Source organism: Streptomyces sp. NBC_00104 (assembly GCF_045160825.1).
Lineage (GTDB): Bacteria > Actinomycetota > Actinomycetes > Streptomycetales > Streptomycetaceae > Streptomyces.
The window spans coordinates 62,546-85,933 of record NZ_CP108215.1 but is presented as its reverse complement, the minus strand read 5'-3'; the positions used below and the strand labels follow the sequence as shown (position 1 = coordinate 85,933).

Annotated in this window: 12 protein-coding genes; 8 read left to right on the top strand and 4 right to left on the bottom strand. The window is 74.6% G+C overall.

Annotation, left to right across the window (positions count from 1 at the left end; genetic code table 11):
• Window positions 1-76: 76 nt before the first annotated feature.
• From OG272_RS00260 to OG272_RS00235, 6 genes are read left to right on the top strand one after another with little or no spacing between them, the layout of a single operon-like run.
• On the top strand, window positions 77-3,439 hold the full coding sequence (locus OG272_RS00260) for a non-ribosomal peptide synthetase (RefSeq protein WP_405892089.1): 3,363 nt from the start codon (window positions 77-79) through the stop codon (window positions 3,437-3,439).
• Window positions 3,436-7,836: an amino acid adenylation domain-containing protein gene (locus OG272_RS00255; protein ID WP_405892087.1), complete on the top strand. Its 4,401-nt coding sequence runs from the start codon at window positions 3,436-3,438 to the stop codon at window positions 7,834-7,836. Before OG272_RS00260 ends, OG272_RS00255 begins: the two co-directional genes overlap by 4 nt.
• Window positions 7,833-9,239 carry a hypothetical protein gene (locus OG272_RS00250; RefSeq protein ID WP_405892085.1) on the top strand — a complete coding sequence of 469 codons (1,407 nt, stop codon included), beginning with the start codon at window positions 7,833-7,835 and terminating at the stop codon, window positions 9,237-9,239. The genes OG272_RS00255 and OG272_RS00250 overlap by 4 nt, the downstream gene beginning before the upstream one ends.
• Window positions 9,236-11,617, top strand: a complete 2,382-nt coding sequence (locus OG272_RS00245; protein ID WP_405892083.1) for a M20/M25/M40 family metallo-hydrolase — start codon at window positions 9,236-9,238, stop codon at window positions 11,615-11,617. Before OG272_RS00250 ends, OG272_RS00245 begins: the two co-directional genes overlap by 4 nt.
• A 32-nt stretch (window positions 11,618-11,649) precedes the next feature.
• A complete protein-coding gene (locus OG272_RS00240) occupies window positions 11,650-11,841 on the top strand; it encodes an MbtH family protein (protein WP_327726214.1) in 192 nt (63 codons plus the stop codon).
• Window positions 11,842-11,868: 27 nt separating this feature from the next.
• A complete protein-coding gene (locus OG272_RS00235; protein ID WP_326585331.1) occupies window positions 11,869-12,969 on the top strand; it encodes a methyltransferase in 1,101 nt (366 codons plus the stop codon).
• Between the two features lie 142 nt (window positions 12,970-13,111).
• Here OG272_RS00235 and OG272_RS00230 read toward each other — a convergent pair whose 3' ends face one another.
• The 3 genes from OG272_RS00230 to OG272_RS00220 form a co-directional block, all read right to left on the bottom strand.
• Window positions 13,112-14,347, bottom strand: coding sequence for a prephenate dehydrogenase (locus OG272_RS00230; protein WP_327726213.1), 1,236 nt, complete (start codon window positions 14,345-14,347; stop codon window positions 13,112-13,114).
• A gap of 94 nt (window positions 14,348-14,441) precedes the next feature.
• A complete protein-coding gene (ahcY, locus tag OG272_RS00225) occupies window positions 14,442-15,902 on the bottom strand; it encodes an adenosylhomocysteinase (RefSeq protein ID WP_405892080.1) in 1,461 nt (486 codons plus the stop codon).
• A 281-nt stretch (window positions 15,903-16,183) separates the two neighbouring features.
• Complete coding sequence (locus OG272_RS00220; protein WP_405892078.1) at window positions 16,184-17,242, bottom strand: methyltransferase; 1,059 nt, start codon at window positions 17,240-17,242, stop codon at window positions 16,184-16,186.
• Between the two features lie 980 nt (window positions 17,243-18,222).
• Between OG272_RS00220 and OG272_RS00215 the strand changes: the two genes are divergently transcribed.
• Complete coding sequence (locus OG272_RS00215; RefSeq protein ID WP_327726210.1) at window positions 18,223-20,205, top strand: BTAD domain-containing putative transcriptional regulator; 1,983 nt, start codon at window positions 18,223-18,225, stop codon at window positions 20,203-20,205.
• Complete coding sequence (locus OG272_RS00210) at window positions 20,186-22,576, top strand: M28 family peptidase (RefSeq protein WP_405892076.1); 2,391 nt, start codon at window positions 20,186-20,188, stop codon at window positions 22,574-22,576. The genes OG272_RS00215 and OG272_RS00210 overlap by 20 nt, the downstream gene beginning before the upstream one ends.
• Window positions 22,577-22,853: 277 nt before the next feature.
• On the opposite strand, the gene OG272_RS00205 is transcribed toward OG272_RS00210, so the two are convergent.
• On the bottom strand, window positions 22,854-23,351 hold the full coding sequence (locus OG272_RS00205) for a hypothetical protein (RefSeq protein ID WP_326585337.1): 498 nt from the start codon (window positions 23,349-23,351) through the stop codon (window positions 22,854-22,856).
• Between the last annotated feature and the right edge of the window lie 37 nt (window positions 23,352-23,388).

Genomic DNA, 23,388 nt, shown 5'->3' with positions numbered 1-23,388 from the left:
CCGGCCTGGCCGCCTCCCGCCGCCCGCCCGACACCGCCCGCCCGCCCCGATTCGGCTGCGACGCCTTGGAGCCCCAGTGAAAGACCGGATACCGCCAGACGCGCACCTCTTTCCCGCCTCCCCGGGCCAGGAGCGGCTGTGGTTCCTGGACCGGATGAACGCCACGGCGAGCCGGGCCTACACACTGGCCCTGCGGCTGGACCTCAAAGGCGCCCTGGAACACACCACCCTGCAGGCCGCCCTCAACCGCGTCATGGAACGCCACGAAGCACTGCGCACCGCACTGCGCCAGGTCGACGGCCGGCTCACCCAGGTCGTCGTGCCCGGCATCACCGCCGGCCTGCCCCTGGTCGACCTGACCGACACCGCCGCAGACGACGACGAGTGCCGGCGCCGCGAACTCGACCGGCTGCTCGGCCAGGAGACCCGCCGCCCCTGGAACCTCGCCCAGCCGCCCCTGCTGCGCTGCCTCCTCGCCCGCCTGGCCGACGACCACCACGTGCTGCTGCTGACCGTCCACCACGCCGTGTGCGACGGGCTCTCCCTGCAGATCGTCCTGCGCGACCTGCTGCAGGCCTACACCCAGGGCGGCCTCGACCCGGACACCGAACCCCTGCAGTTCGCCGACTACGTCGTCTGGAACAGCGGCGCCCCCGACGACGACGGCACCCCCGACCCCCAGTGGGCCGCGCGCCGCCGGCGGGCCCGCGACCACTGGACCGACACCCTCACCGGCGCCCCCCACATCCTCGAACTGCCCACCGACCGCCGCCGCCCCGCCCTGCAGTCCCACGCCGGCGCCCGCGTCCCCGTACGCCTGGCACCCGCCTACGCCGACCGGCTGCGCGACTGGTCCGCCGCCCACGGGGTCACCCCCTTCACCGCACTGCTCACCGCGTACGTCGTCGTCCTGTCCCGCACCAGCGGCTGCGACGACCTGCTCGTCGGCCTGCCCGTCGCCGGACGCGGCCACCCCGACCTGTCCGGCACCGTCGGATACCTCGCCAACACCTGCCCCCTGCGCGCCGACCTGCGCACCGACCCGACCCTCGGCGACCTCAGCCGCACGCTCTACACCACGCTCACCGGCGTCCTCGACCACGCCGACCTGCCCTTCGGTGAACTCGTCGACCTGCTCGCGCCGCCGCGCATGCCCGAACGCAACCCCCTCTTCCAGGTGCTGTTCGGCCTCCAGCAGGACGTGCGGCGCAGCTGGGACCTGCCCGGACTCCACGTCGACGTCACCGACGCCGACTGCGGCAGCGCCCGCGTCGATCTGTCGCTGTTCCTCTTCGAGGACCGCTCCGGGGCCTTCGAGGGATTCCTGGAGTACGCCACCGCGCTGTTCGAGCACTCCACCGTCGAGCGGTTCGCCGACCAGCTCCACCGCGTGCTGAACCAGCTGCTGCGCGACGCGGACGTGCCCGTCTCCGCGGTCGACCTCACCGGCGTCGGCGGCGACACCACCGCCCGCATCGACGGCGGACCGCTGGAGCAGCCCTGGCCGCTGGTGTGGCCGCGCATCGTCGAGATCGCCGGCCGGCACCCCGACGCCGAGGCGGTCCGCGACGAGCGCCGCGCCCTCGACTACACCACCCTGCTCGCCCGCGTCGAAACGGCCGCGGCCCGGCTGCACCGGGCCGGAGCGGGCGCGGGCGACCGCGTCGCGGTCTGCGTCGAACGGGACGCCGACACCGTCGTGGCCCTGCTCGCCTGCTGGCGGCTCCGGGCGGTGTACGTGCCCCTCGACCCGGCGGCCCCGCCGCCGCGGCGCGCGATGATCCTCGACCAGGCCGCCCCCGCCGTCGTCGTCGCCACCGACCCGGCGACCGTCCCCGACGCCCACCGGGCCCGCACCCTGCCCGCCGCCGCCCTGGCCCCCGACCCCGCCCGTCCGCCCGCCCGGCCCTCACCCGCCGCCGCCCGGGCAGCGGTCGCGTCCGCGCCGCTGCCCGCCGGCGGTGCCCGCCCGCCCGACACCGCCTACCTGATGTTCACCTCCGGCTCCACGGGACGCCCCAAGGGCGTCGCCGTCAGCCACGCCAGCCTCACCTCCTTCCTGCACGCCCTCACCGGCCGGATCGAACTGGGCCCCGGCGACCGGTGGCTGGCCCTGACCACCACCGCGTTCGACATCTCCCTGCTCGAACTGCTCGGGCCCCTGGTCACCGGCGCCACCGTCGTCGTCGCCCCCGCCTCCGCCCAGCGCGGCGCCGTCGAACTCGCCGACCGGCTCAGCGCCGCAGGCATCACCGTCGCCCAGGCCACCCCCGCCGTGTGGCGGCTCGCCCTGTCCGCCGGCTGGCAGCCCAGACAGGGCTTCACCCTGCTGTCCGGGGGCGAGGCCCTGCCGCCCGACCTGGCCGACGCCCTGGCCCGCACCCCGGCCGACGTCCACAACCTGTACGGGCCCACCGAGACGACCATCTGGTCCTGCGCCGCCACCGTGCGCCCCGGCGAGCCGGTCACCATCGGCCACCCCCTGCCCGGCACCCGCGTCCTGGTCGCGGACGCCGCACTGCGCCCCGTCCCGGCCGGCGTCTGCGGTGAACTCCTCATCGGCGGGCCCGGCGTGGCCACCGGCTACCTCGGCGACCCGCGGCGCACCGCCGCCCGCTTCGTGCCCGACCCCGACCGCACCGGCGAACGCCTCTACCGCACCGGCGACCTGGTGCGGGTCCGCCCCGACGGCCTGATCGAGTTCGTGGGCCGCGCCGACGACCAGGTCAAGGTGCGCGGCCACCGCATCGAACTCGGCGAGATCGAGGCCGCCCTGCACGCCCTGCCCGGCATACGCCACGCCGCGGCCACCGTCCTCGATCCGCGCGGCGCCGCCCGCATCGCCGCCTTCCTCGTCGCCGACGGCGACGCCCTCGACGCCCCCGACGCGGCGACGGCCCTGCGCGGCCGCCTCGCCCAGGTGCTGCCCGCCGCGTATCTCCCCACCGAGCTGTACGCGCTCGACGCCGTGCCGCTCAACCCCAACGGCAAGGTCGACCGGCGTGCCCTGCCCGGCAGCGGACGGCGCCTGGACGGCGGCCACGAGCGCGTCGCACCCTCCACCGGCGCCGAACGCGCCGTCGCCCGGCTGTGGTGCGAACTCCTGGGCCTGCCCGAAGTCGGCATCCACGACGACTTCTTCGGCCTGGGCGGCCACTCCATGCTCGCCGCCCGGCTGCTGCAACGCATCGACGACGACCTCGGCACCCGCGTGCCCGTGGCCGAGTTCTTCATCGAACCGACCGTCGCCCGGCTCGCCCGGACCGTGGGCCAGCTGCACGGCGACGACACCGCACTCCACGGCCCCCACGGCCGAACGCCACAGCACACCGAGCCCGCGTCCCCGGGGCAGCCGGCCCCCGCCGACGACTGGGACTTCCCCGCCGTCCGCCGCACCGTGCCCGGCCAAGTCCCCGTTCACCAGGAGGTTGTGCAGTGAGCAAGCAGGACGCCCCCTCATTCGGCCAGACCCTGCAGCAGGTGCTGGCCGAGCGCGGCGCGGACGCCGCCGCCCCGCTGTCCGCGGAGCAGAAACGGCTGTGGCTGCTGGGCGGCATCGCCGACGGCGCCTGGGCGGTGGTCAGCGCCCGCTACCGCATCCCCGCCGCCACCGACCCCGCCGAACTGCAGCTGCGCCTGGCCACCCTGGTGTCCCGGCACGAGACGCTGCGCAGCGTCTTCGTCGACGTCGCCGGCCGCCCCGCCCGCCTGGTGCTGCCCTTCGCCCAGCCCCTGATGCGCACCGTCGACGACACCGGCCGGCAGGACCCGGCCGCCGTCGAGGAACTCGTGCGCCACACGGTCCAGGAGGAGTTCCCGCTCGGCCACGGCCCGCTCCTGCGCGTCCTGCTGCTGCGCTCCGCCGGCACGGACAGCGAACTCGTCCTGGCCGGACACCGACTCGCCCTCGACGCCACCTCCCTGGACCTGCTCGCCGCCGAACTCCTCGGCGCCGACGTCACCGAACCCCCCGACGCCCTCTCCACGGCCCTGGCCGCGCAGCGCACCGCCCTGGCAGACGAGGGCCTCAAACCCCGGCTCACCGCCTGGGCCGGGCAGCTCGCCCGTCCCGCCGCCACCGACATCCCCGGCCACGGACCCCGCCCCGAGGTCAAACAGAACGCCCACGCCCGCGTGGAACTGCGGCTGCCCGCCGCCCTCGCCGCCCGCGCCGCGGACACCGACGACCTCGACGCGCACGCCGCCACCGCCTGGCTCACCGTGCTCCTGCGCAACCAGGCCACGGGCGCCGCCCAGTGCGGCGTCCGCACCGGCCGGCCCGCCGAACTGGCCGCCGTGGCCGGCCCGCTGGACACCCTGCGCCCGGTCCGCGTGGACGACGCCGCCGACCGCCCGCTCGGCGACCTCCTCACCGAGGTCGCCGCACAACTGCGCACCCCCGCCGCCGACGTGCCCTTCGCCCACCTCGTGCAGAGCGCGCCACCGCGCCGCGACCTCAGCCGCACCCCGTATCTGCAGACCGTCGTGCGCACCCACCGCGCCGGGCGCGGCGCGGCCCGCCCCGTGCCGGGCGCCGCGGGCGGCACCGAATACGACCTCGAACTCACCCTCCGCCCCGACCAGGACGCCCTGCACCTGCGCATCGACTACGACAGCGCCCTGCACCCCGAAGAGCGCGTGCGCGGCCTCGGCTCCCAGTTCGCCGCCGTCCTCGACGCCGTACTGCCCGGCGGCGACGCCCGGCTCACCCCCGCCACCGTCGTCCTGCACGACGACGCCGCGGCCGCCCGCGCCGTCCGGGCGGGACGCGGAACACCCATCGAGGACTGCGGCAACTCCCTGGTCGACCTGGTCCGCGACCGCGCCGCCGAAACCCCCGACGCCCTCGCCCTGCGCCAGAGCGACACCCACCTCACCTACGCCCAGCTGTGGGCCGGCGCCACCCGCCTCGCCGACGAACTGGCTGCCCGGGGCGTGCGCCCCGGCGACCGCGTCGCCGTCTGGCTGCACCGCACCCCCGCCACCGTCACCACCCTGCTCGCCGTCCTCGCCGCGGGCGCCGTGTTCGTACCCGTCGACGCCGCCTACCCCGAGGAACGGGTCCGCTACCTCCTGGCCGACGCCCGGCCCGCGCTCGTGGTGAGCGACAGCTCGGTGCCCGGATCCGCCGACCCCGGCGTGCCCACCCTCCTCCTGGACCGGCTGCCCGCCACCCCCACCCAGGGCCCCGCCAGACCCGAACGGGTCCCGGCGCACGCCCCCGCCTACATGATCTACACCTCCGGATCCACCGGCCGCCCCAAGGGCGTCCTCGTCCGCCACTCCAGCGTGGTCAACAACCTGCGCTGGCGGCAGCGCACCTGGCCGCTGAACGCCGACGACCGGGTCCTGCACAACCACAGCTTCAGCTTCGACCCCGCCATCTGGGCGGTGTTCTGGCCCCTGGCCGCCGGCGCGTGCGTCGTCCTGGCCGCACAGGAGCAGATGACCGACCCCAACGCGATGCTGCAGACCCTCCGCAACGAGCAGGTCACCGTCCTGGGCGGCGTCCCCTCCCTGCTCACCGTGCTGCTCGACCACCGCGACGCCGGAGCCTGCACCCGCGTCCGCCTCGTCCTGTCCGGCGCCGAGCCGCTCACCGACACCCTCCTGGAGCGGATCTCCACCACCTGGTCCGCGGACGTCGTCAACCTGTACGGGCCCACCGAGGCCACCATCGACGCCACCGCCTACACCGTGCCCGCCGGCGCCCGCACCATGCCGCTGCCGATCGGCCGCGCCGTCGACAACACCGGCGTCCACGTCGTCGACGCCCAACTGCGGCCCGTACCCGACGACATACCCGGCGAGATCGTCGTCACCGGCGCCGGCCTGGCGGCCGGCTACCACGACCGGCCCGAGCTGTCCGCCCGGCGCTTCCTGCCCGACCCCTTCGACACCCCCGCAGGACGCCTGTACCGCACCGGCGACCTGGGCCGCCGGCTGCCCGACGGAAACATCCAGTTCCTCGGCCGCATCGACGACCAGGTCAAGATCCGCGGCCACCGCGTCGAACTGTCCGAGGTCGAGAGCGCCGTCACCGCCGTACCCGGCGTCCTGGACGCCTGCGTCACCGCCCTGGACGCCGGCACCGAGCACGCCCGGCTGGCCGCCGCCGTCGTCCTGCCCGGCCAGGACGGCCAGGACGGCCGTCCCACGCCCGAGCGGCTCCGCGAGGCCCTCGCCCAGCAGCTGCCCGCCCATCTGGTGCCCGACCGGTTCCTGGTCGTCGACCAGCTGCCGCGCACCCCCAACGGCAAGGCCGACCGCCGCCGCGTCGCCGAACTCCTCGCCGACGCACCCGAGCCGGGCCACGGCACACCCCAGGGCACCACCGAGCCCCGCAACGCCGTGGAGCGCTCCGTCGCCCAGGCCTTCGCCGAGGTGCTGCGCGTGGACGCCGTCGACCTCCACGCCGACTTCTTCGACGCCGGCGGCACCTCACTGATGCTCGCCCGGCTGGCCTCCCTGCTCGGCGACCGGCACGACGTGGACATCCCGCTGCACGAGTTCTTCCGCACCCCGACCGCCGCCGGCGTCGCCGAGACCATCGAGGTGTACCGGCGCGAGGGCATCGCGGGAGTCCTCGGCCGCAAGCACGCCGCGACGCTGGAGAACGACGGCACCCTGGACGCGTCCATCACCCCCGACGGGCTGCCCCGCGCCGACTGGGACAACCCCCGGCGCGTCTTCCTCACCGGCGCCACCGGCTACCTCGGACTCCACCTCCTGGAGCAGCTCCTGCGCCGCACGGACGCCGAGGTCGTCACGCTGTGCCGGGCCCGCGACGCCGAACACGCCATGCGGCGGCTCCGGGACGGCTTCGCGCTCTACGAGATCGACATCGACGACCAGCTCCACCGGGTGACCTGCGTGAGCGGCGACCTCGCCGAGGAACGCCTCGGCCTGACCCCGCGGCAGTGGCACGACCTGGCGGCCACCGTCGACGTCATCTACCACAACGGCGCCCTGGTCAACTTCGTCTACCCCTACTCCGCGCTCAAGGCCGCCAACGTCGGCGGCACCCAGCGGGTCATCGAACTGGCCTGCACCACCCGGCTGAAGAGCGTCCACCACGTCTCCACCATCGACACCCTGCTCGCCACCCACATGCCCCGCCCGTTCCTGGAGACCGACGCCCCGCTGAACTCCGCGGTCGGCGTCCCGGCCGGCTACACCGGCAGCAAGTGGGTCGCCGAGAAAGTCGTCAACGAGGCCCGCAAACGCGGCATCCCCGTCTGCGTCTACCGCCCCGGCCTCATCCTGGGCCACACCCGCAACGGCGCCACCCAGACCATCGACTACCTGCTGGTCGCCCTGCGCGGCTACCTGCCGATGCGGATCCTGCCCGACTACCCCCGCATCTTCGACGTCATCCCCGTCGACCACGTCGCCCGGGCCATCGTGCACATCTCCGGCAAACCCGAAGCCCTCGGCGGCTTCTACCACCTGTTCAACCCCGCACCGGTGCCGCTGCGCACCTTCTGCGACTGGATCAGAAGCTACGGCTACGAGTTCGACACCGTGCCCTTCGAGGAGGGCAGGCGGCGGGCCCTCGGCGTCGGCCCGGGCCACCTGCTGTACCCGCTGGTACCGCTGATCAAGGACGCCGAGGCCGAGCCGCACCGGGCCCTGGACCCCAAGTACCTGCACGAGGTCCGGCCCGCCCTCGAATGCGCCCGGACACTGCGCATGCTCCAGGGCAGCGACGTGCACTGCCCGCCGACCACCGAGGCCGACGCGCACGCCGTCCTGGACTACCTGGTCCGCACCGGTTTCATGCCCGCGCCCGCCGACATCGTGCCCGACGCCTGGACCGCAGGGGAGACCCGATGACCGACCTCGACCACACCGCGCCCTCAGGCCGGCCCGACTACGTGGCCCAGGTGGCCACGGTGCCCTTCCTGCTCGGCCGCCCCGAGGAACTGCCCGCCACCGGCCCGCGGATCCGCGACGCCGCCGCCGGCCGGGCGGCACAGGTACTCGGCCGGCTGTCCGGGCCCGGCGCCCGGGACAGCCTCGCCGGCCTCCTGTCCGCCGCCCGCACCGCCCGGGACGAGCTGACCCCCACCGGCACCGGACCGGTCGGCGAGGACCCCGAGGAGTCGGAGGCCAACGGGGACAACGACCTCGCCTTCGGCATCGTCCGCACCCGCGGCCCGGCCGCCGAACTCCTCGTCGACGCCGGCGTCCACGCCCTCATCGGCATCCTGGAGGTGGCCGCCGACCACGGCAGCGACCTCGACGCCCCGACCTGGCAGCGCTTCCTCGGCGGCTTCGACGCCCTCTTCGGCTGGCTCGCCGACCCCGGCCGCGCCCCCGCGGTGAGCGCGATGCCCGCCGCCGGACCGCCCGCGGCCCCCGCACCGCAGGACGCGCTGCGCCGCTGGGTGCGCGGACACCACGTGTTCATGGTGTTCGCGCAGGCCGCCACCACCGCCGCCCGCGTCCTGCAGAACAGCGCCGAACACGCCGACCCCGGCGCCGCCGCGGCGGCCGCCGCCGCCACCGTGGAACTGATGCGCGGCTGCCACGGCGCGCTCGCCTACGCCGGCAGCGCCAACCGCGACCAGTACAACGAGCAGATCCGGCCCACCCTGATGCCGCCCGTCGCCCCGCCGAAGATGAGCGGCCTGCACTGGCGCGACCACGAGGCGCTCATCGTGGAACTGGGCCGCAGCGGCCCCGCCTGGCAGTGGCTGGAGGCCCGGCGCCCGGGCCTGCTCGGCGAGTTCCGGCACGTGCTCGGCGAGGCCTACGACGCGCACCGCGGCGTGTGCGGGCACTTCGTCGGCGACATGGCACCCAGCCTGCTCGCCACCCAGCGCTCCTCGCGTTCCGCGGTCGGCGTCCTCTCCCAGCTGCGCCGCGTCCGCCTCGGCGCCCTGCCGACACCGGCCGACCCGGACGCCACCGCCCCCAACACCGCATCGCACACCACCGCCCCTGCCGCCCCCAACACCGCATCGCACACCGCCGGCCCGGACGCCGCATCGCACACCACCGCCCCTGCCACCGCCGACCCGCACACCGCCGCCCCCAACACCGCATCGCACACCGCCGGCCCGGACGCCGCATCGCACACCACCGCCCCTGCCACCGCCGACCCGGACGCCGCATCGCACACCACCGCCCCGGACGCCGCCGCAGCACCTCACGCGTGCCCGGCCGACTCCGGCACCGGCGCTCCCGCGTCCACCCCGCCCGCCCCGCCCGCCGCGCACGGGGAACCCACGTGAGCCGCCCGACCCACGCCCTGCGGCGGGCCCTGACCCGGTTCGGCCCGGCCGCGGCCGCCACCGCCGCCGCCGCGGTGGCCGCCACCGCCCTCACCGCGCCGCGCCCCCGCCCCCAGGACGCCCCCGACCGCGACTTCTCCGCCGCCCGCGCCCTGCGCCACCTGCGCGAAGTGGCGTCGGAACCGCACCCGACGGGCTCCCCGGCCGCCGACCGGGTACGCGCCCACCTCCTGGCCGAACTCAAGGAACTGGGCCTGGAGACCGAGGTCCAGGACGCCGTCGCCGGCCACGCCGTCGGCCGTACCCCCTACGGCCCCGAGTACCTGGCCGCGGGCCGCGTACGCAACGTCATCGGCCGCCTGCCCGGCTCCGTGCCCGGCAGGTCCGTCCTGCTCATGACGCACTACGACTCCGTGCCGCAGGGCCCCGGCGCCAGCGACGCGGGCGTGCCGGTCGCCGCCCTCCTGGAGGCGGTGCGCGCACTGCGCGCCGACGGCCGCACCCTCCTCAACGACCTGCTCGTGGTCTTCACCGACGGCGAGGAGGCCGGACTCCTGGGCGGCCGGGCCTTCTTCGACCAGCACCCGCTCGCCGCCACCGTCGGCGTCGTCCTCAACTTCGAGGCGCGCGGCACCCGCGGCCCGGTGCTGATGTTCGAGGCCGGGCCGGGCAACGGCCCCGTCCTCGAACACCTCGCCCGGACCGGCGTCCCCGTCTTCGCCAGCTCCCTGTTCGACGCCGTCTACCGGCGCATGACCAACGCCACCGACTTCTCCGTCGCCAAGCAGCACGGCCTGCCGGGCCTCAACTTCGCCCACATCGGCGGCTTCTCCCGCTACCACGGCCCCCTGGACGACCTCGACCACGTCGACCACCGGGCCCTGCAGCACCACGGCGACCTGGCCCTGGCACTGGCCCGCCGCCTCGGCGACGCCGACCTCGCCGAACTCACCGGCGGCGACGCGGTGTTCTTCCCCGTCAAACGCGGCACCCTGGCCCGCCTCCCGGCAGCCGCGGTGCCCGCGCTGACCGCCACCGCAGGACTTGTCTGGGCCGGCGGCCTGCGCAGCGCACTGCGCCGCGGCACCCTCGACGGCCGCCGCCTCGCCGGTGACGGCGCCCTGCTCGCCGCCAAGGCCCTCGCGGGCGCCGCCGCCGGCACGGCGTTCACCGCGGCGCTCGGCAGGGCCGCCCCCGAGTTCCGCCGGCACGGCGACTTCCACGGCTCGGGCGATGTGTACGCGGCCGTCCTCGGCCTCGCCTCGGCCGCGGCCCTCGCCCAGCGCGGCGACCGCTCCCGCGCCGCTTCACGGGCCGCGGCCGCCACCCTGCCGCTGACGGCCGCGTCCGCCGCCCTGGCGGGCGCCCTTCCGGGCGGCAGCTATCTGACCCTGTGGCCCTGGCTCGGCGCCGGCACCGGCCTGTGGCTGCTGACCGCCGACGACACCGGCCGGGCCGCCGATCTGCGGCACGCCGCCGGCGCCACCGCGGCCGCCGTGCCCGCCGCCGCGCTGCTCCTGCCGCTGACCCGGCTGCTCTTCGACGGGCTCACCCCGCGCCTGGCCGGGACCGGTGTCGTCGCCGTCCAGCTCGCCGGGGAACTCGCGGCACCCGCCCTGGCCGGACTCGACCCCCGGGTGCGCCGCACCGCCGTCGCGGGCGGACTGCTGCTCGCCGCCGGCGTCGCCGCCCGGCGCCTGGCCCGCCGCGGCAAAGGCACCCCGCCGCCCGAGACCCTCAGCCATCTCCACCTCCCCGAGCGCGGCGAGGCACTGTGGCTCAGCAGCGACGCCACCCCCACCCCGCGCGCCCGGGCCGCCCTGGGGGACACCCCCGAACACGGCCCGCTGCCCGAGCTGTTCCCCGGCTGGAACTACTCCTTCCACCACGCCCCGGCCCCGACCGTCGACCTGCCCGCACCACGGGCGGACATCGAGGGCGAGGCTCCCGGCGAGGCGGGCTGCCGCAGCGTACGGCTGCTGCTGCGCTCCCCGCGGGGCGCCCGCCAGCTCTCGCTCGCGGCCCTGGACACCGGGGTACGGCGCTGGCGCGTCGAGGACGGCCCGTGGAGCGAACCCACCGCCCGCACCCCGTCACCCCACGCGCCGGCCGGCCCCCAGGACGGCGGCTGGGAGCTGTGGCTGCACGGCGTACCCGACTCGGGCATCCGGGTCGAACTCGAACTTCCGTCCGCTCCGGTGCGGTTGAGGCTGCTCGACCGGGTGGACGGACTGCCCCGGGAACCCGCCGGCCTGCCGGCGGGCGGCACCGGCCCCGGGGAGCACCACCCGGCAGCCGCCCTGCACGTCGACACCTGGGGCAACGCCTCACTGGTGGCGGCCACCGTGCGGATACCGGCCCGGACTCACCCGCAATGACAGTCGACCCAGACTCGAGAGGAACGCAGAGGGTGCCCACTTTCCTGGGAGAAGACGACTCCGTCGCATGTGCGGTGGTCGTCAACGACAAGGGACAGTACTCGATTTGGCCGCAGGAGCGCGCGATCCCCGAGGGTTGGCGCGCCACCGGTGTCAGCGGGCCGCGCGACGCCTGCCTCGAGAACATCGCGTCCGTCTGGCCCGAACCGACGGCTGCCACCTGACACCGCAGGAACCGACAAGGAGATCACATGACCCTGAACGCCCCGGACCTGTCCCCGCTCACGGCCGCCGCCGGCGGCCCGCCCACCGGCAGGACCCCGCTGGACATGGACGGCCTGGCCTGGATCCTCTTCGGCCACGCCGCGTTCCAGTACCTGAACGCGGCCTGTGAACTGAACCTGTACGAGCTCCTCGAGGCGAAGCCGGGTCTGACCGGCGAGGAGATCGGTGCCGAGCTGGGCCTGGCCGAGCGGGCCACCGACATCCTCCTGCTCGGCGCCGCCTCCCTGGGCACGCTCACCGTCCAGGACGGCCGCTACCAGGTGGCGGCCGTCCTCTCGGACCTCGTCAAGACCCCCGACTGGCAGCGCTTCAAGGACACCGTCGCCTTCGAGCAGTACGTCGTCTACGAGGGCCAGCTCGACTTCACGGAGTCGCTGCGCACCAACAGCAACGTCGGTCTGCGCCGTGTCCGCGGCACCGGCCGCGACCTGTACCACCGCCTCAGCGAGAACCCGCACATGGAGTCGGTGTTCTACAAGTACATGCGGTCCTGGTCGGAGCTGGCCAACCAGCACCTGGTGGAGAAACTCGACCTGTCGGGCAGCCGCCGGCTGCTCGACTGCGGCGGCGGCGACGCGGTGAACTCCATCGCCCTCACCCAGGCCAACCCGCACCTGTCCGCGACCATCCTGGAGATCGCGGCGACCGCCCCGATCACCGAGAAGAAGATCGAGGAGGCCGGTCTCAGCGACCGCATCGACGTCAAGCCGGGCGACATGCACGCCGACGAGTTCCCCACCGGCTACGACACCGTCATGTTCGCCCACCAGCTGGTCATCTGGACCCCGGAGGAGAACACGGCGCTGCTGCGCAAGGCGTACGAGACGCTGCCCGAGGGCGGCCGCGTCATCATCTTCAACTCCATGTCCAACGACGAGGGGGACGGCCCCGTCGTGGCCGCCCTGGACAGCGTCTACTTCGCCGCGCTGCCGGCCGAGGGAGGCATGATCTACCCCTGGAAGACCTACGAGGAGTCCCTGCGCAAGGCCGGGTTCGACGAGTCCGCCTTCGAGCGGATCGAGTTCCCGGGCTGGACTCCGCACGGCGTCATCATCGCCACCAAGTAAGCACCGCGCCCCCGGTACACCACCGGGTCCGCGCACCGCCCGGCCCCCGGACCGCCAACGCCCGGGGGCCGGGCCCCTTCGTGTGCGGGGGCCGGCCCCCGGGCGTGGACCGGGGCGCCGCGCTGCGGGCCGAAAGGCGTGCCTACGAAGCCGTCCGCACCGGCTCCGGCTTCTCGGCGCCGGGAGCAGGGGAGGCGCCAGGGGAGGCGGGGGAGGAGGCGCCGGGGGCGGGGGCGGGGGGAGGCGTCGGGTGGTCGCGCAGTACGGGCCAGCCGCGCCGCACGCGCAGCCAGTCGCCCAGCGGGTCGGCGGCGGACGCCTGCACGGACAGGACGGCGATGCCCGTCGGGGAGGCCGGGGACTCCTCGATCCGCAGATCCTCCACGTTGACCCCGCGCCGGCTCACATCGGCGAGCAGCCGGGCCAGCTCACCCTCCTGGTCGGCCAGCGGCACCCGCACATCCTGGTAGGAGCGGCCCTGCGCACCGTACTTCTGGGGGATCAGCGCCTGCCCGGCGCGCCCCTGGTCGAGCAGGTGGCGCAGCAGTTCGCGGTAGGCGGCCCCCTCGTCGGCCGGCCCGTCGGGGGCACGGCCGGCCAGCGCGGACAGCGAGCGCCGGACGAGACCGAGATCCTCGACGAGGATGTCCAGGGCGTCCAGGACCGCCGAGGCGTTGGAGCCGAGGATGTCGGTCCACAGCTCCGCGTCACCGGCCGCGATCCGGGTGAAGTCACGCAGACCGGACCCGCACAGGCCGAGCGTCTTGCTGTCACAGGAGCGCAGCATCCGGGCCGTCACGGCACTGACCAGGTGCGGCAGATGCGAGGTGACGGCGATGGCACGGTCGTGGGCCTCGGCCTCCATGGTCACGGCATGCCCGCCGCACAGCTCGACCAGCAGCAGGGCGGCCCGGGCGGTCTGGGCCGAGGTGCTCGCCGACGGAGTGAGGATCCACGGCTTGCCGCGGAAGAGGTCCTCGCGGGCGGCCCCGGGGCCGTGCAGCTCACGCCCCGCGATGGGGTGCCCGCCGATGAAGAGGGAGGCCTCGACATCCGCCCCGCCCCCCGCGAGAGCGGCCTTCACGCTGGCCACATCGGTGTAGTGGCGGGCGATACCGCGGCGCTGCGCCTCGGCGACGGCGGTGTACACCTGGTGCGGGGGCACCGCGAGCACGGCCAGATCCGTCGGGCGGCCGGGGGCGCGGGCGGTGCCCGCGCCCATGGCCTCGGCGATGCGCAGGGACTCGCGGCGGACATCCTGCAGATGCACTGCGACGCCCTGCCCGCTGAGCGCGAGCGCGATCGAGGTGCCGATCAGGCCGGCACCGATCACGGTGACGGTGTGCAGGGACTCGACAGGCTCAGGGATTCCGATCACCTTGGCAGGACTCCGTCTCGGGACCGGGGCCGGGGCCGGGGCCGGGGCCGGTCGGTACTGGGTGGTCTGGGTCGGTCGGTCGCCGCCGGGCGGATCAGTAGCGGTACTGGTCCGACTTGTAGGGGCCCTCGACCTCGACACCGATGTAGGCGGCCTGCTCGGGGCGGAGCGTGGTCAGCTTCACGCCGAGCGCGTCGAGGTGGAGACGGGCGACCTTCTCGTCGAGGTGCTTGGGCAGCGTGTAGACGCCGATCGGGTACTGCGACTGCTTGGTGAACAGCTCGATCTGGGCCAGCGTCTGGTCCGCGAAGGAGTTGGACATCACGAACGACGGGTGACCGGTGGCGTTGCCCAGGTTCAGCAGACGGCCCTCCGACAGCACGATGAGGACCTTGCCGCCGGGGAACGTCCAGGTGTGGACCTGTGGCTTGACCTCGTCCTTGACGATGCCCGGGATCCGCGCCAGACCGGCCATGTCGATCTCGTTGTCGAAGTGGCCGATGTTCCCGACGATCGCCTGGTGCTTCATCCTGGCCATGTCCGAGGCCATGATGATGTCCTTGTTGCCGGTCGTGGTGATGAAGATGTCGGCCGTCTCCACGACCTCGTCCAGGGTCGTGACCTGGTAGCCGTCCATCGCCGCCTGCAGCGCGCAGATCGGGTCGATCTCGGTGACGATCACCCGGGCGCCCTGCCCCCGCAGCGACTCCGCACAGCCCTTGCCCACATCACCGTAACCGCACACGACGGCCGTCTTGCCGCCGATGAGAACATCCGTGGCCCGGTTGATGCCATCGATCAGGGAATGCCGGCAGCCGTACTTGTTGTCGAACTTCGACTTGGTGACCGCGTCGTTCACATTGATCGCCGGGAACAGCAGCACACCGTCACGCTGCATCTCGTACAACCGGTGGACACCCGTCGTGGTCTCCTCCGTCACACCACGGATCTCCGAGGCGAGCTGGGTCCACTTCTGGGAGCCGTCGGTGATGGTGCGGTTCAGGAGTTCGAGGACGACGCGGTGCTCGTCGTTCTCGGCGGTGTCGACGGCAGGGACCTTGCCGTCCTTCTCGTACTCGACGCCCTTGTGGACGAGGAGGGTGGCGTCACCGCCGTCGTCCAGGATCATGTTCGGGCCGCCGGTCGGGCTGTCCGGCCAGGTCAGCGCCTGCTCCGTGCACCACCAGTACTCCTCCAGGGTCTCGCCCTTCCAGGCGAAGACCGGGACGCCCTGCGGGTTGTCCACCGTGCCGTTCGGGCCGACCGCGATCGCGGCGGCGGCGTGGTCCTGGGTGGAGAAGATGTTGCAGGAGGCCCAGCGGACCTGGGCGCCGAGGGCGACCAGGGTCTCGATGAGGACGGCGGTCTGCACGGTCATGTGCAGGGAGCCGGTGACGCGGGCGCCGGCGAGAGGCTGGGCCTCGGCGTACTCCTTGCGGATCGCCATCAGGCCGGGCATCTCGTGCTCGGCGAGCGTGATCTCCTTGCGGCCGAACTCGGCCAGGGACAGGTCAGCGACCTTGAAGTCCGAAAAGTGGGCTGTGGGCGAGGGCATGGAAGAACTCCTAAGGTTTCAGGCCGATGTGGGCCGGGGCGGGCGGGTGTGGGAGCAGCGCGCCTCCAGGCGGTGGACGCGACGGCGCCCGGTGCACCGCGCCAGGTGGCCGCAGGAACTCCCCCGAGAGCCGACGCCGGTCCGCCGGGGCACGAGGAGCCGGGCGCTCGCGCGGCACGGCCGGTACGGAGGGCGGGTACGGGTGGCCGCGGCAGGAACCGGCAGCCGCACCGCACCGCACCGCGCCGTGCCGCGGGAGCCGGTGACAGCGATGCGGCGCATCACACCCCGGTGGCCTCGGCGGGAACGGCGCGGATGACATTCATGCCACTGGGCAGGGCGTCGACCCGGCTGACCCGGAACCCGGCCTTGGACAGCAGGGACTCGACCTGCGCGGTGGTGCGTTCCTGCCCGCCGGTGCCGCCGAACAGCGAGAGCATGTAGAGGTCCATGACGGCCGCGGTGCGCAGCCACTCGTCACGCTGTCCGAGGCCCGCCCCGATCAGATCCACGATCATCACCGTCGAGGAGTCCGTCATGGCGGCCCGGACGGTCCGCAGGATGTGCACGGCCTTGTCGTCGTCCCAGTCGTGGAGGATGTGCGACAGCAGATAGAGATCCCCGCCGCCGGGGACGCTGTCGAAGAACGAACCGCCCACGACGCGGTAGCGGTCGGCGAGCGGATCGGGTTCCGCCCGCTGGGCCTGCAGCGACACCGAGCCCGGCAGATCGAAGCAGATGCCCCGCGTCTGCGGATGCTTCTCCAGGATCCGGCGCAGAAACGTGCCGTCGCTGCCGCCGACGTCGACGACCGTCCCGTACCCGGAGAAGTCCACGTACCGCAGGAGCTCGTCGAGTTCGAGCACCAGCCCGCGGCCCTGGGAGTCGTCGAAGACACGGCGCAGCTCGTCGTCCCGCTCCATGAGCGTGAACAGGGACGCTCCCCGCGCCCGTTCGAGCGGCGACGTGCCGGTGCGCACCGTCTGCAGAAGGTCGTCCCAGGCCGACCCGAACACTCCCGCCACCAGCTTCGCCGACGGCTGCACGGAAGCCGGGTGGTCCAGGGTCAGGGCCCTGCCGAGCGCGGTGAGCCCGTAGACCCGCTCGGCGACTTCCTCGAAGGCACCCAGAACGGCCAGAGCGCGCAGCAGCCGGTTGAGCGCGGCCGCGTCGGTACCGGTACGCTCCGCGATCACGTCGACGGCCAGCGGGCCCTCGGCGAGCAGGTCCGGAACGCCGATCTGGACCACGACGACCAGCGCCCGGGACGGAAGCTGGTCGTAGAGCATCCTGCGGGAGGCAACCGCCGCCTCCCGCTGCTCGCCGTTGAGTTGCCGCACGGTCGCCTCCTGACGTCAGGCCTGCCGGTCCCGGGCGCCCGCCCACGGTCCACCCGGGGCAAGCACATGGTCACGATTCGACGGCACCGCCCCGGAATCCTGGTCGAGCACGGCTCGCACGTCCCGCGGACCCACCCGCCCCATGCGGGAAGGGGAGGCGTTCCGCGACCCCGGCGGCAGCGAACCTCGAGCATCCTTCGACGCGCCTTCGAGCAGCCGCCCGGACCATGACGACAGGGCGAACCCGAAAGCCGACCACGGTGCACCCCCCCGGCCCGGGACCGCCCCCCGTGTCCTCGCCCTTTGGCGTGGTCGCGGACCCGGCCGGCCCGACCGCCACGCACCACCCGTCCGAAGGGGACCGCGCGTCCGGACCGGCGACCGCGCCCGCCTCCGCCCGCCACCACGCCGGGCCGGGACGGCGTCCTCGGGCCGCACCCCTGAAGATCCTCGACCGGAGGGGCCCCGCCCGGCGCCCAGGCTCCCCCCACAGTCCTCGGCGCCTTCGTCACGTCCCACCGCCAGAGAACCGGAGACCTCCCATGTGGCCGATGCTGGGTTGGATACGGCGCCTGAACAGCTCCTCCACGCCCCGCTACGACAACCCCCACGTGCACCCCAGGCGCCCGCGGCGCGGCCTCTTGCGGCGTGCCCCGGCGGCCGGCCGCCGGAAGGACGGTCGAGCCCGGCTCGACGTTCCCTAGCACCCCTGCGCGTGGGCCTGTCCCTCCTCCCGCCGGTCAGGGCACTGTGCGGGTATGAGGTCTGGCGAAACGGTACTGCTCCGCGGCGCGCCGGCGAACCGGCGGCCGGGGCGGGTGCGTCGAGCCCGGCTCGACCGCCCACCGGGCGGCCTGGCGCCCCCCGCGCACCGCCCGACCGGTACCAGCCCCTGACTCCCGCATGCGCCAAGGCGGCCGACAGCCCCAAAGCCCCGGGCGGCCGGCTCCTCTCTCTTCGACGAATCGTGGAGGCCCAGCTTGCCGACCCACACGGGAAACTCCCCTCAGCCGTGCGGCCACCCCCTCGCGGAAACCGACGACACCGGCCGCGACATCTCCTTTGGCATCCTCGGCCCCCTGCAGGTCGTCATCGACGGCAAGCCGATCCGCATGGGCAGGAACCGCCAGCGGACCGTCCTGGCCGTGCTGCTCCTCAACGCCAACAAGATCGTCCCCGTCGGCTCCCTGGTCGACGCGGTGTGGTGTTCCGAACCCCCGGCCACCGCCGACAAACAGATCCAGACCTGCATCTGGCGGCTGCGCAACGCCTTCGCGGCCGCGGGCGCCCCGGCCGGGCTCATCGACACCGCCCAGGGCGGCTACCGGATGCGGCTCACCGACGAGGACCTCGACGTCCACGTCTTCGAGACGACCGTGCGCCAGGCCCGCGAACAGGCTGCGGCCGGCGACCTGGAGAGCGCCATGGCCCGCTACCAGAGCGCCCTGTCCCTGTTCCGGGGCAAGCCGCTCGCCGACCTCACCGGGCCGCTCGCCTACAGCGTCGCGGCCCACTGGGACGAGCGCCGCTTCACCGTCCTGGAGGAGTGGCTCGACGTCTCGCTCGCCCTCGGCCGGCACGCCGAGCTGATCAGCGAACTCAAGCCGCTGGTCGCCGAGTACCCGATGCGCGAGCGGCTGTGCGCCCAGCTGATGACGGCGCTGTACCTCTCCCAGCGCCGGGCCGAGGCACTCGCCGTCTACCGCAACAGCCGCACCACACTGATCAACAAGCTCGGCCTGGAACCCGGCGCCCGGCTCCAGGAGGTCCATCAGCAGATCCTCGCCGGCGAGCCGGTCGCACCACCGCCCACCGCACCGCGGCGCACCCCGCGGCCCGGCCGTCCCCCCGCCCAGCTCCCCGCCCGGATAAGCGACTTCACCGGCCGGCACGATCTGATCCACCGCATCACCCGGGACCTGCGCGCGGTGGGCGGACCCCGCGTGGTCTCCCTCGCGGGCTGCGGCGGCAGCGGCAAGACCGCACTCGCCGTACACGCGGGACACAGCGTCGAGGAACACTTCCCCGACGGCCAGCTCTACGCGGATCTGCGCGGCCAGAGCGAGCCCGTGCCGCCCCAGGAGGCCCTGCGGGGCTTCCTCGACGCCCTCGGCGTGCCCGAGCACCGGATTCCGGCCGGCCTCGCCGCCCGGGCGGCGCTGTTCCGCAGCACCACCGCCGGCAAGCGCCTGCTCATCGTCCTCGACGACATCGCCGAGTCCACCCGGTACGAGGCCCTGCTGCCCAGCGGGGAGAGCGCGGTGCTGTGCACCGGCCGGGCCAGCCTCCTGAAGATCCCCGGCCTGATCGAGTACCGCGTCGACGGGCTGCCCGCCGAGGAGGCACTGGACCTGCTCGCCTCGGTGGCGGGCGTCGAACGGGTCCTCGCGGAGGCGGACAGCGCCCGGCAGATCACCGAACTGTGCGGCCGTCTCCCGCTGGCCATCCGGGCAGCCGGAGCGCGCCTGCGGACCCGCCCGCACGGCACCCTGAGCAGCTTCGTGGACCGCCTGGAGGACCGGCACAACCGTACGGCCGAACTCTCCATCGGCTCCCTGGACGTGGGCGCGCGCCTGGCCTCGACCCTCGACCAGCTCTCCCCGGCCGGCTACCAGCTGTGGCTGCGGCTCAGCCAGTGCGACCTGGAGGCCGTCCCGGAGCGGACGGCCTCAGCCCTCTCCGGCCGGCCCGCCGAGGACACCCAGCGCATGCTCGACACCCTGGTCAACCAGCACCTGCTGACCGTCGCCCCGGGCGACGCGGCCGACGGCCCCACCTACGGGTTCAACCCCCTGGTGCGCGACTACGCCTGGCAGCGCGCCGAAGCGGAACTCGGACCGGCCGCACGCGGCACGGCCGACCGGATCGCGCGCCCCCTGCGGCCGGGACAGCTGTCCGCCGCGGGCACCGGCCGCCACCACCCGAACGGAAAGTCAAGGAGCTATGGCAGTCAAGTGGTTTGAGCCGCCCGCGCTCCGGCGGCGGACACCGCGCCCCGCGCCCGCCGCCGCGGGCGACGGCCGCACCACGGCGCCGAGGCCGTGGTGGCCGCTGTCCGCCACCCTCGTCCTCGCCCTGCTGTGCCTGGCCCTGGCCGCGTGGGACAGCCGGATGCCCGGGCCGCGCGGACCCGACGCGCCCGCCGGAACCTTCTCCGCCGCGCGGGCCACCGCGCACGTCCGCGCCATCGCACAGGAACCGCGCCCCCACGGGTCCGCCGCGCAGTCACGCGCCCGCGATCACCTCGTACGCACCCTGACCGGCCTCGGCATCGACACCCGGGTCCACACGGGAGCCGCCGCCGCCCACATGCCCGATCTGTCCCCCACCGGAGCGGACTCCCGGTACGCCAGCCTGCGCCTGGACAACATCGTCGCCCGTATCCCCGGCACGGACAGCACCCGCCCGGTCGCCCTGGTCACGCACTACGACTCCGTGGAGGCCGGCCCCGGCGCCAACGACGCCGGGGTCCCGGTGTCGGTGCTCCTGGAGACGGCGCGCGCGCTGCGATCCGGCCCCCCACCACGCAACGACGTGCTGTTCATCCTCACGGACGCCGAAGAGAGCGGCCTGCTGGGCGCGCAGGCCCTGGTGAACTCACCCGACGTGCTGCCGCGCGACGCCGTGGTGCTGAACTTCGAGGCACGCGGCAGCAAAGGGCCCAGCCTGATGTTCGAAACCGGGCCCGACGCCGCCTGGCTGGTCGACGCGCTCGCCGACCACGCCCCCGACCCCCGCACCAGTTCCCTGCTCGACGCCGCCTACGGCTATCTGCCCAACCTCACCGACTTCACCGTGTTCAAAAGGGCCGGCCACCAAGGACTCAACCTGGCCTACCTCGACGGCTACACCCACTACCACGGGCCGGACGACAGCCCCGAGAACGTCGACCCGGCCACGGTCCAGCACCAGGGCGACCAGGCCCTCGCCCTGGCCCGCGGCCTGGGCGCCGCCGACCTCGCGCACACCCCGCGCGGCGACTCCGTCTACTTCCAGGTCGCCGGACGGCTCCTCTCCTATCCGGCGGCGGTGGCCCTGCCGACCGCCCTCGCGGTGACCGGCCTCGCCCTGGCCCTGTTCCTGCGGCTCCGCGCCCGGGCGACGGTCACCGTCAAGGGCACCGCCCGCGGCCTGACGGTCGTCCTGGGCCAAGTGCTGCTCGCCTGCGGTGCCGCCTTCGCCCTGGCACCGCTGACGGCGTCCGGGCACGCCGAGTTCAGCCACTACGGCGACATCCCCGGCCACGGGCCGGCCGTCACCGGGTTCCTGCTGCTCGCGCTCGCCCTCGGCACGGCACTGGCGCTGCTCACCCGCCGCTGGGCCGGCCGCCGCGACCAGGTCACGGGCGCGATCGTGCTCTGGCTGCTGCTCGCCTGCGCCACGGCGGCATTCCTGCCCGGCGCCAGCCACGTGTTCACCTGGCCCGCCCTCGGCCTCGTCGCCGCCGCGCTGCTCACCTCCCGCGCCGGCGCGGCAACGGCGGACCGGATCCTGGCGGCCGTCCTCGGCGTCCTCCCGCTCGGCCTGCTCGTCCTCCCGCTCGTACTGCTCCTGCCGACCGCGCTCGGGCTCGGCCTGGTGGCCGGACCGGTGGTGTTCGTGGTCCTGATGAGCGCACTGCTGCCCGCCGTGCTGCCGCCCGCGCCGCGGCCACGGCTGCTGCCGCTCGTCCCGGCCACGGCCGCGGCCGTCAGCGCCGCGCTCCTCGCGGCCACCGCCCTGTTCCCCGTGCGGGACGACCACCCCGGCCGGGCCGACCTGCTCTACGTCCTCGACGCGGACCGGCGCCGGGCGCACTGGCTGAGCGGCTCCCCGCCGGACGCGTCCAGCGAGCGGTTCCTGCCCCAGGGGGCCGAGCCGGCCTCGGTGGCCGACCTGTGGCCGGGCTGGCAGGTACCGGTCCGGCGCGGCCCGGCCGCAGTGCGCCCGCTCGCCGCCCCCAAGCTCACCACGACACTCGTCGGGGACGACGGCGCCGACGGGCGGCGCGTGCGCGTCACCGCCGCATCACGGCGCGGCGCCCGGGAACTGGTGTTCCTGGTGACGGGCGCGGCCGTACGCGGCTACACCCTCACCGGCGTACCCGGACACCACCGGGACACCCCGGCCGGCAACCCGCCGTGGGAGCTGTGGGTCCGCCAAGTACCCGACCGCGGACTGCGGTTGGAACTGGAGCTGGCACCGGGACCGGTGACCGTCCGGGTCATCGACCGCACGACGGGACCGCCGGCCGACCCGGGGGACCAGCCGCGGTCCGAACCCCGCCCCCCGGCCCTCGGCGTGGCCTCCTTCAGCGAGGCCACCATGGTCATGACCGCCCGCACACTCGGCTAGAGAGGCCCGCGACGGCCGAGGCCACGCCGGGCCGTGAAGCCTCCCCGCGGGCCTCCCCGACCCCGGCAGCGCACCGACATCGGCGGACCCCACCCCCGGTGCGCGCAGCCGACAGCGTGCGCCGGCGCCGAAGTTCCCGCCGCCGGGCAGAAGGTGTGGCCGCCGCCGGGCCGCCGGCCGGCCCACACAGAACGGCCCGGGCCGGATCACCCGGCCCGGGCCGTTCCTGCCTCACGCGCCGCACGGGCCGCACGGGCCGTCGTGGGGCGGCGACGGGTCAGCCCGTCTGCTGCTGCGCGGGCAGGCGGCCGGCCAGGACGCCGGCCGCCTTCTTCACGTCACGGCAGATCTGCGGGGTCATCGCCGTGGTCCGCGACAGGCGCAGCTCGACGCTGGACCGGTCCCCGTCCGCCAGGAAGACCTTGCAGACGCCGTTGAGGGCGCCCTCCAGCATCACGGCGTCCCTGCCCTTGATCTCCATCTTCGTGCGCTTTCCGTCGCCGGAGACGGCGGCGTCGAGCGGGCGGTCCTCCGGCCTCAGGGTGAGCGTGCCGTACTCGTGCTCCTGCGCGGTGCAGCCGTCCTCGGCGATGGAACTGACGGCGGGCTCGCTCAGGCCCAGCTCCTGCGCGACGGGCCGCAGCATCGTGCAGGCCGGGGTGTCGGAGGCCGGCGGCTCCGTGGCCGAGGAACTGCCGCACGCGGCAGCTCCCCAGGTGGCGCACGCCAGCGCCGCGGCCGCGGCCAGGGCACGCCGAACGGGGTGACGGGTCATGATGTTGCGCTCCGATCTATCCGGTGGTCATCGGCTC